Here is a 15,587-nt window from a genome sequence, read left to right on the forward strand (position 1 = left end):
CTGGCTTTGCTTTCGTGCCTAGAGCGGACGCTCCCGAGTAACATCGTAAGCGTTCAGGTCACCCTTCATCCTGCCCTCCCATTTCCGGAGGAATGCCCGAGTCTCGTCCGTCTCCAAATGAACCTGCAGGGCGTCCTCATCCTGCCAGCGTTCGGCGACGAGAAAGCGTCCGGCAGTTCTGTCGTCCAGGCTTATGCCATAGAAGAGGCAGCCTTTCGGCTCTCGTGCTACGGATGATCTCCTGAACATCGGCGTCGAAATCGTCGACCTCGGAGGGATCGACGTGAAGGTAACCCATCAGAACGAGCATTATCACGCCACCGTCAGGACTATCTTGCCCTGGATATGTCCGTCGGCGGCCCGTTCATGGGCCTTGCGGGCATCGGCGAGCGGGAAGGTGCTATCCAAAACGACACGGATCGATCCGTTATCAAGCAATCGACCAAGCTCATTCAGTTGCGCGCCGTTGGAGCGGACTTGAGTTGTGGAGACCGTAACACCGAGCCTTTCCGCCTCGTCTGCACCAGAAAATCCGAGAGGAAAGATAGGAAACAGCGCTCCGCCACGTCTCAGCGTACGCAGAAAGCGGCCCGTGGTCGGCCCACCCAATGCATCAACGACGAGATCGAGATCGCTGGCGACGTCCTCGGGCGCGGTCTTCTTGTAGTCGATGAACTCGTCGGCACCGAGATCGCGCAGCAGCGCCTCGTGCTTGCCGGACGCTACAGCGATGACATGCGCCCCCTTCAGCTTGGCGATCTGAACCGCAAAATGCCCGACGCCGCCTGCGGCTCCGTTGACCAGCACAGTCTTGCCGTCGAGCGGCGCCGGCTCGTGCCGGTTCGGCTGAAGCGGGTTGGGTTCATCATGGCCCACATCGACCATGAACTGCCATGCGGTCAGCAGCGACATGGGTGCCGCGGCCGCATGCAGATGATCGATGCCGGCAGGTTTGAGCGCCAGATCCGATGCCGGCACGCTGACATATTCGGCATAGGCCTTGCTCTCGCCGACGCTGAAAAACCGGACCATGGAATAGACCGCATCCCCGACGGAAAAGCCCTCCACATCATCCGCAACCGCCTCGACAATGCCGGAAATGTCCGTGCCCAGGATGATTGGGAAGGATACCTGCGGCCGCCATTCCGGCGGCAACGCCTTGTAGCCATCGCGAAGATACCAGTCTGGCGGGTTGAGCCCGACGGCGTGGACGCGGACAAGCACTTCTCCCGGCTGGACATCAGGCTTCGGCGCATCCTCGTACACGAGCACGTCCGGACCGCCAAACGCGTGGATTCGGATCGCTTTCATTGTTTCGCTGGACATCGCTTTCTCCATTCAGATCGATGTGCTACAAAATCGGAGCACTGCCCCGAATTATCCGGAGCGATGCTCCATATAATGGGAGCGCCGCTCCGTTTGTCAAGAGTCGCTATGAGAACCGACGCAAAAAAGAACTACGAGCACCTTCTCGCCGTCGCCCGCGAACTGTTCAGGGGAGGGGGCGCCGATACATCGCTGCGGGATGTCGCGCGCAAGGCCGGTGTGGGAGACGGGACGCTCTACCGCCATTTCCCAACACGGGAAGCGCTGCTCGAAGCCCTGCTCCGCGACAGCTTTGAAGCGCTGGCGCAAAGGGCCGATGAACTGGAGCGATCGGATGACGCCGGAAAGGCGTTGACGACATGGCTGCATGAAGCCGTCGCGATGACGCACGATTACAGTGGTGCCATTGCCGCAATGGTCGCGGCCATCGCGGATGAAAATTCCGCGCTCCACACATCCTGTGTGACACTCAAGACGGCCGGCACGCGGATTCTGGAACGCGCCCAGGAAAAGGGACAGGCGCGCGCCGATATGGATGGCAACGATCTGTTCGCGCTGATCAGCGCGCTGGCCTGGCTTGCGGACCAGCCGCCGCTGGTGCCTCGCGCCGATCATGTATTCGACATCATCGCAAGCGCGATTCTGATACCGCAAAAGGCCTGATGAGACGGAAATCTACCGGATCAGGAACGGCGTCTCGTAGAAGTGCTCTTCCAGATTGACGCCATCGCCGCCGCGATCGACCACGGCGAAATCGGAGATGCCATCGAGCGGTGTCAGGATGCCGTGCCAGACGTTGCGGCCGATATTCACGCCCTGTCCGGGGGCCGTTTTGAACGCGATCGGCTCGCCCGGCCCGTCGGGCGTTTCCTGCGCGACGACGACAAGGAATGGATGCTCGCTCAGCGGAATGAACGCCTGGCTGCCGAGCGGATGCCGCTCGACCATGCCAAGTTCCAGCGGCAGAGGATAGGGCTCGCCGCGCAGCAGGCTGATCATCGGCCGCGCCTTCTCGCCCGTCGTCTCGATCTTCGCCAGATCATGGTAGCGGACGCATTTGCCGGCATTGATCAGAAAATTCTGTGCGCCCTCTGTTTCCAGAACTTCGCCGAAAGGGGCGAAGGCTTCGCGGGTCAGCGGCTGGATATCGATCGTCTTCATGATCGCCCCTTTCAGTTCGGCAGCATGTCGGTGAGGCGCAGCAGGGCGATCCGCTCGACCTGGCGGCAGGCAGTCGAAAATTCCGTCTGCCAGTCATTGCCGATCCGCCGCTTGAAGGCCGCCAGGATATCCGCCTTGCCGAGCCCGCGCACGGCAATGATGAAGGGAAATCCGAACGTCTTGACGTAACGGCCGTTGAGGATGTTGAATTCCTCTCGCTCGCCATCCGTCAGGGCATCGAGCCCGGCAGAAGCCTGTTCGCTGGTTGAGCTTTCGGTCAAACGCTTGGCCTGTGCCAGCTTTCCAGCAAGATCCGGATGGGCGTTCAACACGGCCAACCGCTCCGCTTCGCTCGCGGCGCGAAACACCGCCGACAGCGCCGTATGAAGACCGACCGCCGTATCGTTGACGGCGCCAAGTTCGCCGGCAAAGGCCCGCTTGGCGATCCAGTCGGAATGCTCGAAGACGCCACCGAACCGGGCGACGAAATCCTCCTCCGCCAAACGGGACGGCCGGTTTTCATTGGGCTGGAACGGAAATGCGGTTGCCCAATGCTCGGCGATATCGATCCGACGCGCGATCCAGACCTTGTCATGGCTTTTCAGATAATCGATGAAGCGCATCAGCGCCGCGGCGCGCCCCGGCCGCCCAGCCAGCCGGCAGTGCAGACCGATATTCATCATCTTCGGCGCGCCTTGCGCCCCTTCGGCATAGAGCACATCGAACGTATCCTTCAGATAGCTGAAGAACTGGTCACCGCTGTTGAACCCTTGCGCGGTGGCGAAACGCATGTCGTTGGTGTCGAGCGTGTAGGGAATGACCAGTTGATGCTTGTCGCCACGCTCGTGCCAGTAGGGCAGGTCGTCGGCATAGCTGTCGGAGACATAGGCGAAGCCGACTTCTTCTGTCACCAGATCAACGGTGTTGTCCGAACAGCGCCCCGTGTACCAGCCGCGCGGCCGCTCACCGGTGACGACCGTGTGCAGCCGGATCGCCTCGGCGATCTGCCTACGCTCTTCGGTCGGGTCCATGTCCTTGTGCTCGACCCATTTCAAACCGTGCGAGGCGATTTCCCAATTGGCCTTTTGCATTGCCGCCACCTGTTCAGGCGAGCGCTTGAGTGCCGTGGCGACACCATAGACGGTTACGGGAACATTCCGCTCCGTCAGCAGTCGATACAGCCGCCAGAAACCGGCGCGAGCGCCGTATTCGTAGATCGATTCCATGTTCCAGTGGCGTTGTCCCGGCCATGCCTGGGCGCCGACGATTTCCGAGAGAAAGGCCTCCGAGGCGATATCCCCGTGCAGGACGTTATTCTCGCCGCCTTCCTCGTAATTGACGACGAACTGAACGGCGATGCGGGCATCGTTCGGCCAGACAGCACCGGGCGTCTTCGCGCCATAGCCCTGCAGATCGCGGGGATATCTCATGGAATTGCCTCCTCCAAATCATGTGATCGGGCAATTTCTAACCAGAAAACGCGCGCGCCATTCCCCCTCAAAATTTTGAAAGTCTCGAAGGATCAGGGCGCTACCGCAGGGAAGTGGGCTGGTCGATAGTGACCGCACCAATGCAGTCTTCGGGAGGTGAATCGCATGCAATCAGGAACAGCCGGGCGGCTGACGACCCATGTGCTGGATACCGCACTCGGCAAACCGGCCGAAAACCTGCGCATCGACCTTTTCCGCATAGACGGCGAGCGCGCCGTGCCGATCGGCACAACCCGCACCAATGATGACGGCCGCTGTGATGCACCGCTCCTGAGCGGCGAAACAATGAAGCCCGGAACTTATGAACTGCGCTTCCATGCCGGCGGCTATCTCGGCCATGCGAGCGGAGACGTGCCGTTCCTCGACATCATTCCCATCCGCTTCGGCATCGCCGATTCGTCGGCGCACTACCACGTGCCGTTGCTGCTGTCGCCCTACAGCTATTCTACCTATCGCGGGAGCTGAGCCATGACTGTCCAGATTCGCAGTTCCATCCGCTTCCTGCTCAATCATCGTTTGGTAGAGCTTTCGGCCGTGTCGGCGGTCCAGACCCTGCTCGATTTCCTGCGACTCGACCGCAATCTGCGCGGCACCAAGGAAGGCTGCGCCGAGGGCGATTGCGGCGCCTGCACCGTGCTGGTCGGCCGGCTTCTTGAAGGGCGGCTGAAATACGAGAGCGTCAATGCCTGCATCCGGTTCGTCGGCTCGCTCGATGGCTGCCATGTCGTCACGGTGGATTCGCTTGCCCAGCCCGGCGGCCCACTGCATCCCGTACAGCAGGCGATGGTCGAGACCCATGCCTCGCAATGCGGCTTCTGCACGCCGGGTTTCGTCATGTCGCTTTATGGCCTGTGGATGGAAAATCCGAAGCCGTCTGTCGCCGAGATCGAAAAGGCGCTGCAAGGCAATCTCTGTCGCTGCACCGGCTATGCCGCCATCATCCGCGCCGCCGAAGCCGTGTCGGTCATCGGCGATCTCGACCGCGATCCGCTGATCGCGGAGCGCGCGACGATCATCCAGAAACTGGAAAGCCTGAAGGATGGCAAACGCGTCGAGATCGGCGAGGGATCCGAGCGCTTCCTGCTGCCGGCCTCCGTCGATGATCTCGCCGAAATCTATGTAGCCGAGCCGAAGGCGCGAATCGTCGCCGGGTCGACCGATGTCGGCCTGTGGGTGACGAAATTCATGCGCGATATCGCGCCGGTCGTGCATCTCAGCCATCTCGACGAATTGCGCCGCATCGTGGTCGATGAGACCGGCATCACTTTCGGCGCCGGCGTCAGCTACACGGAATCCTTCCCGCTGATCTCGAAACATTTCCCTCAGCTCACCGAACTGTGGAACCGCATCGGCGGCCAGCAGGTGCGCAATATGGGCACGATTGGCGGCAACATCGCCAACGGCTCGCCGATCGGCGATACGCCGCCGGCACTGATTGCGCTCGGTGCATCCGTCGTGCTGCGTCTGGGCAAAAAACGGCGCACGGTTCTGCTCGAAGATTTCTTCATCGAATATGGCAAACAGGATCGCCAGCCCGGCGAATTCGTTGAGGCCGTAAAAATTCCATTCCTACCCGAGAATGCGCTTTACGCCGTCTATAAAATCACCAAGCGACTGGACGAGGACATCTCCGCAGTCTGCGGCGCCTTCCGCCTGACAGTCGATGGGGCCGGAACCGTCACGGACGCAGTGATCGCCTATGGCGGGATGGCAGGAACGCCAAAGCGAGCGTCCCATGCCGAGTCGGCACTAACTGGAACTGCCTGGACCGAGGCAAGCACCGAAGCCGCCATGGAAGCCTTGGCACAGGATTACACCCCTCTCACCGACTGGCGCGCTTCGGCCGATTACCGCCTTCTGGTGGCGAAAAACCTTCTGCGCCGCTTCTATCTGGAAACGAAGGGCGACGAGCCGGTGCGGCTCGACCGCAAGCAGGCTGTGTGAGGAGAAGATCATGAACGTCATGCAGCCCATCGAGCGTATCCGCGGCGGCGTCCACGAAAACGAGCGCCATGAATCCGGCCACAAGCATGTGACCGGAACCGCCGAATATATCGACGATATTCCGGAACCTGCCGGTACACTCCACGCCTATCTCGGCCTATCCCAGCGTGCCCATGCGCAAATCCTTTCGATCGATTTCGAGCCCGTCCTGTCGGCTCCCGGCGTCCTCGGGATCCTGACGGCCGACGACATCACCGGCGAGAATGACGTCAGCCCGGCGCACAAGCACGACGATCCGGTCTTTGCGACCGACAAGGTCGAGTTTCACGGCCAGCCGATCTTCGCCGTCATCGCCGAAACCCGCGATGAGGCCCGTCGCGCAGCCGCCAGGGTCAGGATCGACTATCAGGACCTGCCGCACGTCACCGACGTTCTGGAAGCGGCAGCTGCCAATTACCCGCTGGTCATCGATCCGCTGAAGCTGGAGCGCGGCGATATCGCAGCCGGCTTTGCCAAGGCAAAGAACATTCTCGAAGGAGAGATGCGCATCGGCGGGCAGGATCATTTCTACCTCGAGGGCCACATCTCCTTCGCCATCCCCGGTGAAGACGACGAAATTCTGCTCTACTCGTCGACTCAGCACCCGAGCGAAACCCAGCACATGGTCGGCCAGGTTCTCGGTGTCGCTTCCAATGCCGTCACCATCAATGTGCGCCGCATGGGCGGGGCCTTTGGCGGTAAGGAAACGCAGGCGAACCTGTTTGCAGCTGTCGCCGCACTCGCCGCCCGCAAATATCGCCGCGCCGTCAAGATCCGCCCGGATCGCGACGACGACATGACGGCGACCGGCAAGCGCCACGATTTCCATGTCGGCTACAAGGTCGGCTTCGATGATGATGGCCGGATCGAGGCTGTCGATGCGACGTTCTCGGCCCGTTGCGGCTTCTCCGCCGACCTTTCTGGCCCGGTCACCGACCGCGCCCTGTTCCATGCCGACAATTGCTATTTCTATCCGCATGTCCGGCTACGCTCGCGGCCATTGAAGACCAACACCGTCTCCAACACAGCTTTCCGTGGCTTCGGCGGGCCGCAGGGCATGGTCGGCGGCGAGCGGATGATCGAGGAGGTCGCCTATGCGCTTGGCAAGGACCCGCTGGAAATCCGCAAACTGAATTTCTACGGCGGCGGGGGGCGCAATCTGACTCCCTATCACCAGACCGTCGAGGACAACATCATCGGCCGGATCATCGACGAGCTGGAAACGTCCTGCGATTATGCCGCGCGGCGTGAGGCAGTGCTGGCCTTCAATCGCAAGAGCCAAATCATCAAGCGCGGCATCGCGCTGACGCCGGTGAAATTCGGCATCTCCTTCACCAAGACCGAGTACAACCAGGCCGGCGCGCTGGTGCATGTCTATGCCGATGGTTCGATCCATCTGAACCATGGCGGCACGGAGATGGGGCAGGGGCTCTACACCAAGGTCGCGCAGGTCGTGGCCGACGAATTCCAGGTCGATCTCGACCGGATCAAGGTGACGGCGACCACCACCGGCAAGGTGCCGAACACTTCGGCGACGGCAGCTTCCTCCGGTTCCGACCTCAACGGCATGGCCGCCGCCAACGCGGCCCAGCAGATCAAGGCACGACTGGTAACCTTCGCCGCCGAACGCTGGGGCGTCAGCGAGAAGGACGTTGCCTTCGAGCCGAACACGATTCGTATCGGTGCCGAACGCATGGCCTTTTCGGATTTCATCAAGATCGCCTATGGATCGCGCATCCAGCTATCGGCCGCCGGCTACTACAAGACGCCGAAGATCCACTGGAACCGTTCGGAAGGCCGGGGCCGCCCGTTCTTCTATTATGCCTATGGCGCCTCCTGCTCAGAGGTCAGCATCGACACATTGACCGGCGAATATCAGGTGGATCGCACCGACGTGCTGCACGATGTCGGCAAGTCGCTCAATCCGGCGCTGGATATCGGTCAGGTCGAAGGTGCCTTCGTGCAGGGCATGGGCTGGCTGACAACGGAGGAATTGTGGTGGGACGCAAAGGGGCGGCTGCGCACCCATGCGCCGTCCACCTACAAGATCCCGCTCGCCTCCGACCGGCCGCGCATCTTCAACGTCAAGCTGGCCGAATGGTCGGTCAACCGGGAGGAGACCATCCGCCGCTCCAAGGCCGTGGGTGAACCGCCCTTCATGCTGCCGATCTCGGTTCTGGAAGCAATCTCGATGGCGGCGGCCAGCGTTGCGGAGTATCGTATCGCGCCGCGCCTCGATGCACCGGCAACACCGGAGCGGGTGTTGCTCGCCATTGAGCGAATGCGCCGCGCGGCAAGGAACGGGTGATCGGCATGGCTGCCAAGCGCGAGGACATCAGGGACTTCCTTCGCCGCGAACCGGACTGCGTGCTCGTCGAAGTAACGGGCGCCGCCGGCTCGACGCCGCGCGATACCGATGCCTGGATGCTGGTAGCGGGCGAATGCATCTTCGGCACGATCGGCGGCGGCCAGCTGGAATATATGGCCATCGACCACGCTCGCCGTGCATTGCGGCAGAGATTGCCGGCAGAGCCGATGAATGTGCCGCTCGGCCCGGAAATCGGTCAGTGCTGCGGCGGCCGCGTCGGCCTTGCCTTCACCGCTGTGAATACCGAGCTTTCAAACCACCTGATCGCCCGCAGCGACCGGGAAATTTCCGCCCGGCCGCATGTCTATATCTTTGGCGCCGGCCATGTCGGTGATGCGCTGGCCATGGCGCTGTCGCTGGTGCCGCTGCGCATCGTGCTGGTCGATACGCGGGAGGAAGAACTGTCGGCCTCCAATATTCCGGGCATCGAGACCTGCCTGACGGCGATGCCCGAAACTCTGGTTCGCGATGCACCAGCCGGCAGCGCCTTCGTTGTCCTCACCCATGATCACGCCCTGGATTTCCTGATCACCGCCGAGGCCCTGCGCCGCGAGGACGCCGCCTATGTCGGCATGATCGGCTCGAAGACCAAACGCGCTACCTTCAAGAACTGGCTGTCGCGCGAAGTCGGACGCGCCGACCTGTTCAACCGCCTGATCTGCCCGATCGGCGGCACGGCTGTGAAGGACAAGAGGCCCGCGGTGATCGCCGCTCTGGCGGCGGCCGAGATCATGGCGGCGGCACTAAATTACGATCGGGACGGCGATCTTCGCTCCCCTCAAAGCAACGGCGCGTCGGCCAAATTGACCGCCTTGCGCTGAGACCGTTTCACCAGTCTGCCGGTTTCAGAATGTAAAATCGCGACCGGAAAAATCGATCCTTTCCGGCTCAAAATCCTGGTCCGCGGCTGACCGTATTCGGTGACGACAAGCGGCTGAGCGTCAGCCTGCCTCTTTGCTGCCTTTGGGTTTCTCCCGAATTCGGTACTGCTCATGGAAGGGAATTTCATGCTCGCACCCCATAGCCACCTTCTCGAACGACAGACTACCACATCATCTGGCGTCGTGGATTCTATTCCAGCATCTTCCCGATCATCCGCTGGCAGCGTTCGGCCATGAAATCGATCATCAGACGGACCTTCGGGTCTTGGAAGCGCTTGTGCGGATAGATTGCGGCGAGTTGGACGCTGGCAGGCGGTGTGTCCTGCAGGATTTCGACCAAAGTGCCGTCATTCAGGTAGCTCTTCACCTCGAACAGAGGCTTGTTGATGATGCCCCGGCCTTCGAGCGCCCATTGGGTCAGCACATCGCCATCGTCGGAATCGTAGGGGCCGCCGATTTCCAGCTTGCGGGTGCCGTCCGGGGTCTGCAGCGTCCAGTAATATTCCTTGGAGCCCGGATAGCGCAGCAGCAGACAGTCGTGCTTGTCGTCGATCAGGGCATCCGGCGTTTCCGGCGTGCCGCGTTTTGCGAGGTAGGAAGGCGCTGCGCAGATGACGCGCTGACAGTTGAGGATGCCGCGCATGCGCAGGTTGGAATCCTCGAGAATGCCGAGCTTGAACGCCACATCGACGCCTTCGCTGAGGATATCGATATTGTGGTCGGAGAGGCGCAGCCGCACCTCGATATCCGGATATTTGTCGTGGAACTCGGGAATACCGGACGCGATCAGGCGGCGGCCGATGCCGAGCGGGGCGGTGATCCGCAGCGACCCCTTCGGATTGTGCGAGAGATCGGCGATCGCGCTCTCCGCCTCGTTCACCGCCTCGATGATCTTGACCGCGCCCTGATAGAACACCCGCCCGTGTTCGGTGGGCGAGAGCTTGCGAGTGGTGCGGTTGAATAGGCGCACACCGAGATGCCGCTCCAGCTCCTTGATGCGGTTGCTAGCGACAGCCGGCGTCACCCGCTGGTCGCGGCCGGCGGAGGAGAGAGTACCGAGTTCGACGACCCGGACGAAGACGCGGATATTATCGAGATAGGACATAGACCCTTGTACCACATGGGAATGCCGACCACAGCGGGGTTGATCTTATAGATTTTTTTGAAAGTGTTGGGGATTAACCGGCATTTTGAAGAAGATCGCGCGATGGCAGAAGTCTCTCAAACAGGGAGGCCTACATGTATGAATACGCCATTGCCTGGGACTGGCTGACCTTCGCCGTCCGCTGGCTCCACGTCATCACCGCCATCGCCTGGATCGGCTCGTCCTTCTATTTCGTCGCGCTCGATCTCGGTCTTCGCAAGCGGCCGGACCTTCCCGCTGGCGCCTATGGCGAGGAATGGCAGGTCCATGGGGGCGGCTTCTACCACATCCAGAAATATCTGGTGGCGCCGGCCAACATGCCGGAGCACCTGATCTGGTTCAAATGGGAAAGCTACGTCACCTGGCTCTCCGGCTTCGGCATGCTGTGTCTGGTCTACTACGCCGGCGCCGATCTCTACCTGATCGATCCGAACGTGCTCGATGTCTCCAAGCCCGTCGCGATCCTGATCTCTCTGGGTTCGCTCGCGACCGGCTGGATCGTCTACGACCTGATCTGCAAGTCGCCCTACGGCAATGACAATACGCGGCTGATGGTGGCGCTGTACTTCATCCTGGTCGTGGTCGCCTGGGGCTATACGCAGCTGTTCACCGGTCGCGCTGCCTTCCTGCATCTGGGCGCGTTTACCGCGACGATCATGTCGGCGAACGTGTTCTTCATCATCATGCCGAACCAGCGCATCGTCGTTGCCGACCTGATCGCCGGCCGCATACCGGACGCGAAATATGGCCGAATCGCCAAGCAGCGCTCGACGCATAACAATTACCTGACGCTGCCCGTCCTGTTTCTGATGCTGTCGAACCACTATCCGCTGGCCTTCGGCACGCAGTTCAACTGGATCATCGCCTCTCTGGTCTTCCTGATGGGCGTCACCATCCGCCACTACTTCAACACGCGCCACGCCAATGCCGGCGATCCGACCTGGACCTGGCTGGTAACCGTGCTGCTCTTCATCGTCATCATGTGGCTTTCCACCGTGCCGAAAATCCTGACCGGCGAACCGGAGAAGGTCTCGGCGGCACAACAGCCTTTCGTCACGGCGGAAAACTTTCCCAAGGTGCGCGATACCATCCTTGGCCGCTGTTCCATGTGCCATGCGCAGGAGCCGGGCTGGGAAGGCATGATCAAGCCGCCGAAGGGCGTCGTGCTGGAAACTGACGCCGAGATCGCCGCCCATGCGCGCGAAATCTACCTGCAGGCCGGCCGCAGCCACGCCATGCCGCCCGCCAATGTGACCGCAGTGACCGACGACGAGCGCAAGCTGCTGGTCGCCTGGTACGAGACAGTTGTGAACGGAGGAAAAACCGAATGAGCGAACTCCTGATCCGTGGTCGCCTGCTGACCTTTATCGAAGAGCCAAAGGGGATTGACGATACCGCATCCTACCTCACCGTGGATGATGGTGCGGTTCTGGTGCGAGATGGCAAGATCGCCGCCGTCGGTGACTATGCCGAAGTCAGCAAGGGCGCTAGCGCCGGCGTGGAGGTCGCCGATCATCGTCCGCACCTTATCCTGCCCGGCCTGATCGACACGCATCTGCACTTTCCCCAGACACAGGCGATCGCGTCCTACGGCGCGCAGCTGCTCGAATGGCTGAACACCTATATCTTCGTCGAGGAGCAGAAATTCGCCGAGCCGGAACATGCGGCCTTCATCGCCGGGCGTTTCATGGACGAGCTTCTCTCCAACGGCACGACGACCGCGGTCGCCTATTGCTCGGTTCATCCGCAAAGCGTCGATGCCTATTTCACCGCAGCCGAACAGCGCGGCATGCTGATGGTCGGCGGCAAGGTGATGATGGATCGCAACGCGCCGGATGCGCTGCGCGACACGCCGCAGAAGGGCTATGACGAGACCAAGCGGCTGATCGGTAAGTGGCATGGCCGCGGCCGGGCGCATTATGCCATCAGCCCGCGCTTCGCGATCACCTCGACGCCGGAACAGATGGAGATGGCGCAGGCTCTGGTTGCCGAACATCCCGATTGCCATGTTCAGACACATCTTTCGGAGAACAAGGACGAGATCGCTTTCGCCACCTCGCTCTACCCGCAGGCAAAGGATTACACCGACATCTATGCCCGTTACGGCCTGCTGACGGACAAGATGCTGCTCGGACACTGCATTTATCTCAGCGACCGGGAGATTTCGGTCTTGGCAGAAACCGGCGCGGTCGGCGTGTTTTGCCCGACCTCCAACCTCTTCCTCGGCTCGGGTCTGTTCGACCGCGACCGGTTCGACAAGCTGGGCGCGCGCTGGTCGGTGGCGACCGATGTCGGGGCCGGGACCAGCTTCTCGATGCTGGAGACGATGGACGAGGCTTACAAGGTGCTGCACCTGCAGGGCCAGCGCCTGTCGCCGCTCAACTCGTTCTACCGGATGACGCTCGGAAATGCGCGGGCGCTGGGCCTTCAGGACCGCATCGGCTCGCTGCATGTCGGCGCCGACGCCGATATCGTCGTGCTCGATTCCAGCGGCAAATCGGCGATGGAACTGCGCATGCGCACGGCGAAATCCCTGACCGACGAACTGTTCATCCTGCAGACCATGGGCGACGACCGCTGCGTGGCACAAGTCTATGTCGCCGGCAAGGCGATGAAGGGACGGAAAGCGGTGACAGCAAAGCGGACGCTGGAAGTGGCGTGAGCGTTTATCAGGCCGACGCCAGGAAAATCTGGCGTCGGCCCAACCGCCTCAGCAACCGACAGGCACCGCCTCATGAGTTTCGTCAGCAAGCCGCATTTTCTGCGAATTGGCGATTTCTTCGCGGTAGAGGTAATTCGTTGCCTCGTGCTGGTCGCCAAAGAACAAACAGTTCGGACCCGTTGCGCCGCGCATTTCGCGCTCCAAGGAGCGGAAGGGGCAATACCTATGCCAAGACCGATCATGATGACCGGTGCATCGTTATTTCTGGCAGATGGAAGTGAGCGGAGCGCTGGACATACACGCCGACGGCTCCGCCATTTTGCAGCCGGTTGCCGACATACGTTAAGGCCACGCCCGTGCGCGGATGATCCTGAAGCCGGTAATGCACCTCGCCGACCATGAGATGCACATCGCCCGGATACTTGTTCGGCCTCGACGAGATCGAGTAAAGGTGTGGGTGCCGCGGCCAAGATAATTGATCAGGATCGGGCATTTGGCTGGAACATGGGTACTTTGAGGCGCAAGTTGTGCCGCTCCATAGGATGAGGGCTGCGGTGACTTGCGGCGCAGGTCCCTGGTGGGTCTTCAAACGATTGCGACGATCTTAGGCACACTCGCCGTCATTTGCAGTCCGACATCTGATCATCGAAGCCAGCAAGGACGTGTTGCGCCCCGATGCGCCGGGGCGAGATTGAATTCCCCAAATCAGGCTCAATTTGGAATATGCACCTTTGATAATCTATTAAAATAATAGATTTTATAAATTATTGGCCGATGAGGAAGCACATGAAGGTACTAGGCATCAGCGGAAGCGTAAAACAACCGTCACGCACGTCACGCGTGGTGTCGGACATTATCGCCGCAATCGAGAAACGGGCGGATGTCACCGCGGATACCATCGATCTGGCCGTGGTAGCACCAATCCTTTTCAGGGCTCTCCGCTCCGACCAGTTGGACGAAGAGGGCCGCAGGATTGTCGATGCCGTGGAAGCCGCCGATGTTCTTGTCGTCGGTTCGCCGGTCTACCGCGCGTCCTACACCGGTGCGTTGAAGTACCTTTTCGATCTCGTCGATTTCCGGGCGCTTCAGGGCAAGCGCGTGGTCCTGGCCGCGACGGGCGGCACGCCGTTGCATGGCCTGATGCTGGAGCATCAGTTCCGGCCGCTATTCGGCTTCTTCGGCGCCGTCACTGTGCCGACGACAGTCTACGCCGTCGAGGCGGATTTCACCGAATACACACTTTCGAACCCGGCTGTTGAAGCGCGAATCGATCGCGCCGTCGCCGAACTGATCGATCTTTTGCCAGCCGCGGCGCTTGCCGCCACCGATCACCATCCGGCTCTTCGCGTCGTTTCGCGCGAAGCGCTCGCAAACTGACATTGCCAGAGAGGAACATCATCATGACTGAACACCACGCCGAGCCCGTGAAATTCGCCTATTGGGTGCCGAATGTTTCCGGTGGTCTCGTCATCTCGAATATCGAGCAGCGCACCAGCTGGACCATCGACTATAACCGCAAGCTCGCGCAGATCGCGGAAGCGAATGGCTTCGATTACGCACTGAGCCAGATCCGTTTCACGGCCGGCTACGGCGCCGAATTCCAGCATGAATCCGTCTCCTTCAGCCATGCTTTGCTGGAATCGACGACGACGCTGAAGGTTATCGCCGCCATTTTGCCCGGTCCGTGGAATCCTGCGCTTGCCGCCAAGCAGATCGCCACGATCAATCACCTCACCAACGGCCGCGTCGCCGTCAATGTCGTCAGCGGCTGGTTCCGCGGCGAGTTCCATGCCATCGGCGAACCGTGGCTCGATCACGACGAGCGCTATCGCCGTTCGGAAGAGTTCATCCGGGCGCTGCGCGGTATCTGGACAGAAGAAAATTTCACCTTCCGCGGTGATTTCTATCGTTTCAACAACTACTCCCTGAAGCCGAAGCCGATCGATCCGCAGCCGGAAATCTTCCAGGGCGGTTCTTCGCGTGCAGCCCGCGACATGGCGGCCCGCGTGTCGGACTGGTATTTCACCAACGGCAACACGCCGGAGGAGATCGCCAAGCAGGTCAACGACATCCGCGCCAAGGCCAAGGAAAACAATCATTCGGTCAAGGTCGGCGTAAACGCCTTCGCCATCGTGCGCGAGACCGAGGAAGAAGCCAGGGCCGTACTCGCCGAGATCATCGAAAAGGCCAATCCGGAAGCTGTCAACGCCTTTGGTCATGAAGTGAAAAATGCCGGCAAGTCTTCACCGGAAGGCGAGGGCAACTGGGCGAAATCCAGCTTCGAAGATCTCGTGCAATACAACGACGGCTTCCGCTCCAACCTGATCGGCACGCCGCGTCAGGTGGCGGAGCGCGTGGTCAACCTGAAACGCGCCGGCGCCGACCTTATCCTCTTGGGCTTCCTGCACTTCCAGGAAGAGGTCGAATATTTCGGTAAGCACGTCATTCCGCTCGTACGCGAGTTGGAAGAGGCGGAAGCCGGCGCCGCAATCGCCGCCGAGTAACACGACAAACTGAAGAGGCCGGGCCTTTCGCCTTGCCTGTAACGCGGGCGCAATCGCGCCTGCGACCG

Annotated in this window: 15 protein-coding genes; 9 read left to right on the top strand and 6 right to left on the bottom strand. The window is 61.0% G+C overall.

Annotated features, from left to right (window positions below; genetic code table 11):
* Positions 1 to 18 precede the first annotated feature (18 nt).
* Both ASG68_RS25505 and ASG68_RS25510 read right to left on the bottom strand, forming a co-directional pair.
* Positions 19 to 249 (bottom strand): putative quinol monooxygenase, encoded by a 231-nt coding sequence (locus ASG68_RS25505; RefSeq protein WP_244484329.1) that lies wholly within the window; start codon positions 247 to 249, stop codon positions 19 to 21.
* 63 nt (positions 250 to 312) lie between these two features.
* Positions 313 to 1,326 (bottom strand): NADP-dependent oxidoreductase, encoded by a 1,014-nt coding sequence (locus ASG68_RS25510; protein WP_062584186.1) that lies wholly within the window; start codon positions 1,324 to 1,326, stop codon positions 313 to 315.
* 108 nt (positions 1,327 to 1,434) lie between these two features.
* Here ASG68_RS25510 and ASG68_RS25515 point away from each other — a divergent pair, with 108 nt between their 5' ends.
* Positions 1,435 to 1,989 carry a TetR/AcrR family transcriptional regulator gene (locus tag ASG68_RS25515; RefSeq protein ID WP_062584188.1) on the top strand — a complete coding sequence of 185 codons (555 nt, stop codon included), beginning with the start codon at positions 1,435 to 1,437 and terminating at the stop codon, positions 1,987 to 1,989.
* Between the two features lie 12 nt (positions 1,990 to 2,001).
* Here ASG68_RS25515 and ASG68_RS25520 read toward each other — a convergent pair whose 3' ends face one another.
* A complete protein-coding gene (locus ASG68_RS25520; protein WP_062584190.1) occupies positions 2,002 to 2,487 on the bottom strand; it encodes an ureidoglycolate lyase in 486 nt (161 codons plus the stop codon).
* An 11-nt stretch (positions 2,488 to 2,498) separates the two neighbouring features.
* Positions 2,499 to 3,917 carry an allantoinase PuuE gene (gene puuE / locus ASG68_RS25525; RefSeq protein WP_062584192.1) on the bottom strand — a complete coding sequence of 473 codons (1,419 nt, stop codon included), beginning with the start codon at positions 3,915 to 3,917 and terminating at the stop codon, positions 2,499 to 2,501.
* Positions 3,918 to 4,082: 165 nt separating this feature from the next.
* Here puuE and uraH point away from each other — a divergent pair, with 165 nt between their 5' ends.
* From uraH to xdhC, 4 genes are read left to right on the top strand one after another with little or no spacing between them, the layout of a single operon-like run.
* On the top strand, positions 4,083 to 4,442 hold the full coding sequence (gene uraH / locus ASG68_RS25530) for a hydroxyisourate hydrolase (protein WP_062584194.1): 360 nt from the start codon (positions 4,083 to 4,085) through the stop codon (positions 4,440 to 4,442).
* Positions 4,443 to 4,445: 3 nt separating this feature from the next.
* Positions 4,446 to 5,921, top strand: coding sequence for a xanthine dehydrogenase small subunit (xdhA, locus tag ASG68_RS25535; RefSeq protein ID WP_062584196.1), 1,476 nt, complete (start codon positions 4,446 to 4,448; stop codon positions 5,919 to 5,921).
* Between the two features lie 10 nt (positions 5,922 to 5,931).
* A complete protein-coding gene (xdhB, locus tag ASG68_RS25540; protein WP_062584198.1) occupies positions 5,932 to 8,268 on the top strand; it encodes a xanthine dehydrogenase molybdopterin binding subunit in 2,337 nt (778 codons plus the stop codon).
* A 5-nt stretch (positions 8,269 to 8,273) separates the two neighbouring features.
* Positions 8,274 to 9,149 (top strand): xanthine dehydrogenase accessory protein XdhC, encoded by an 876-nt coding sequence (gene xdhC, locus ASG68_RS25545; protein WP_062584525.1) that lies wholly within the window; start codon positions 8,274 to 8,276, stop codon positions 9,147 to 9,149.
* 250 nt (positions 9,150 to 9,399) lie between these two features.
* Here xdhC and ASG68_RS25550 read toward each other — a convergent pair whose 3' ends face one another.
* Positions 9,400 to 10,314, bottom strand: coding sequence for a LysR family transcriptional regulator (locus ASG68_RS25550; protein WP_062604011.1), 915 nt, complete (start codon positions 10,312 to 10,314; stop codon positions 9,400 to 9,402).
* Positions 10,315 to 10,448: 134 nt separating this feature from the next.
* Here ASG68_RS25550 and ASG68_RS25555 point away from each other — a divergent pair, with 134 nt between their 5' ends.
* Together ASG68_RS25555 and guaD are read left to right on the top strand one after the other, a co-directional pair.
* Positions 10,449 to 11,684, top strand: a complete 1,236-nt coding sequence (locus ASG68_RS25555) for a urate hydroxylase PuuD (protein WP_062584201.1) — start codon at positions 10,449 to 10,451, stop codon at positions 11,682 to 11,684.
* Complete coding sequence (gene guaD, locus ASG68_RS25560) at positions 11,681 to 13,015, top strand: guanine deaminase (protein ID WP_062584203.1); 1,335 nt, start codon at positions 11,681 to 11,683, stop codon at positions 13,013 to 13,015. Before ASG68_RS25555 ends, guaD begins: the two co-directional genes overlap by 4 nt.
* Positions 13,016 to 13,063: 48 nt before the next feature.
* Here the strand turns inward: guaD and ASG68_RS31640 are convergent, their stop codons facing one another.
* Positions 13,064 to 13,207 (bottom strand): hypothetical protein, encoded by a 144-nt coding sequence (locus ASG68_RS31640; protein ID WP_156373977.1) that lies wholly within the window; start codon positions 13,205 to 13,207, stop codon positions 13,064 to 13,066.
* Positions 13,208 to 13,801: 594 nt separating this feature from the next.
* On the opposite strand from ASG68_RS31640, the gene msuE reads away from it, so the two are divergent.
* Entirely contained in the window at positions 13,802 to 14,392 is a 591-nt protein-coding gene (gene msuE, locus ASG68_RS25565; protein WP_062584205.1) for an FMN reductase, read from the top strand.
* Positions 14,393 to 14,415: 23 nt separating this feature from the next.
* The gene (gene sfnG / locus ASG68_RS25570) at positions 14,416 to 15,519 is read left to right on the top strand and encodes a dimethylsulfone monooxygenase SfnG (RefSeq protein ID WP_062584207.1); all 1,104 of its coding nucleotides are present in this window, start codon (positions 14,416 to 14,418) and stop codon (positions 15,517 to 15,519) included.
* Positions 15,520 to 15,587: the final 68 nt, after the last annotated feature.

Origin of the sequence: Rhizobium sp. Leaf453 (assembly GCF_001425605.1) — a bacterium.
GTDB lineage: Bacteria > Pseudomonadota > Alphaproteobacteria > Rhizobiales > Rhizobiaceae > Pararhizobium.

Excerpts from the sequence above, each read along its gene's own strand:
- ASG68_RS25505 (WP_244484329.1), bottom strand. The coding sequence starts at position 249 with ATGTTCAGGAGATCATCCGTAGCACGAGAGCCGAAAGGCTGCCTCTTC.
- ASG68_RS25510 (WP_062584186.1), bottom strand. The coding sequence starts at position 1,326 with ATGTCCAGCGAAACAATGAAAGCGATCCGAATCCACGCGTTTGGCGGT.
- ASG68_RS25515 (WP_062584188.1), top strand. The coding sequence starts at position 1,435 with ATGAGAACCGACGCAAAAAAGAACTACGAGCACCTTCTCGCCGTCGCC.
- ASG68_RS25520 (WP_062584190.1), bottom strand. The coding sequence starts at position 2,487 with ATGAAGACGATCGATATCCAGCCGCTGACCCGCGAAGCCTTCGCCCCT.
- puuE (WP_062584192.1), bottom strand. The coding sequence starts at position 3,917 with ATGAGATATCCCCGCGATCTGCAGGGCTATGGCGCGAAGACGCCCGGT.
- uraH (WP_062584194.1), top strand. The coding sequence starts at position 4,083 with ATGCAATCAGGAACAGCCGGGCGGCTGACGACCCATGTGCTGGATACC.
- xdhA (WP_062584196.1), top strand. The coding sequence starts at position 4,446 with ATGACTGTCCAGATTCGCAGTTCCATCCGCTTCCTGCTCAATCATCGT.
- xdhB (WP_062584198.1), top strand. The coding sequence starts at position 5,932 with ATGAACGTCATGCAGCCCATCGAGCGTATCCGCGGCGGCGTCCACGAA.
- xdhC (WP_062584525.1), top strand. The coding sequence starts at position 8,274 with ATGGCTGCCAAGCGCGAGGACATCAGGGACTTCCTTCGCCGCGAACCG.
- ASG68_RS25550 (WP_062604011.1), bottom strand. The coding sequence starts at position 10,314 with ATGTCCTATCTCGATAATATCCGCGTCTTCGTCCGGGTCGTCGAACTC.
- ASG68_RS25555 (WP_062584201.1), top strand. The coding sequence starts at position 10,449 with ATGTATGAATACGCCATTGCCTGGGACTGGCTGACCTTCGCCGTCCGC.
- guaD (WP_062584203.1), top strand. The coding sequence starts at position 11,681 with ATGAGCGAACTCCTGATCCGTGGTCGCCTGCTGACCTTTATCGAAGAG.
- ASG68_RS31640 (WP_156373977.1), bottom strand. The coding sequence starts at position 13,207 with ATGCGCGGCGCAACGGGTCCGAACTGTTTGTTCTTTGGCGACCAGCAC.
- msuE (WP_062584205.1), top strand. The coding sequence starts at position 13,802 with ATGAAGGTACTAGGCATCAGCGGAAGCGTAAAACAACCGTCACGCACG.
- sfnG (WP_062584207.1), top strand. The coding sequence starts at position 14,416 with ATGACTGAACACCACGCCGAGCCCGTGAAATTCGCCTATTGGGTGCCG.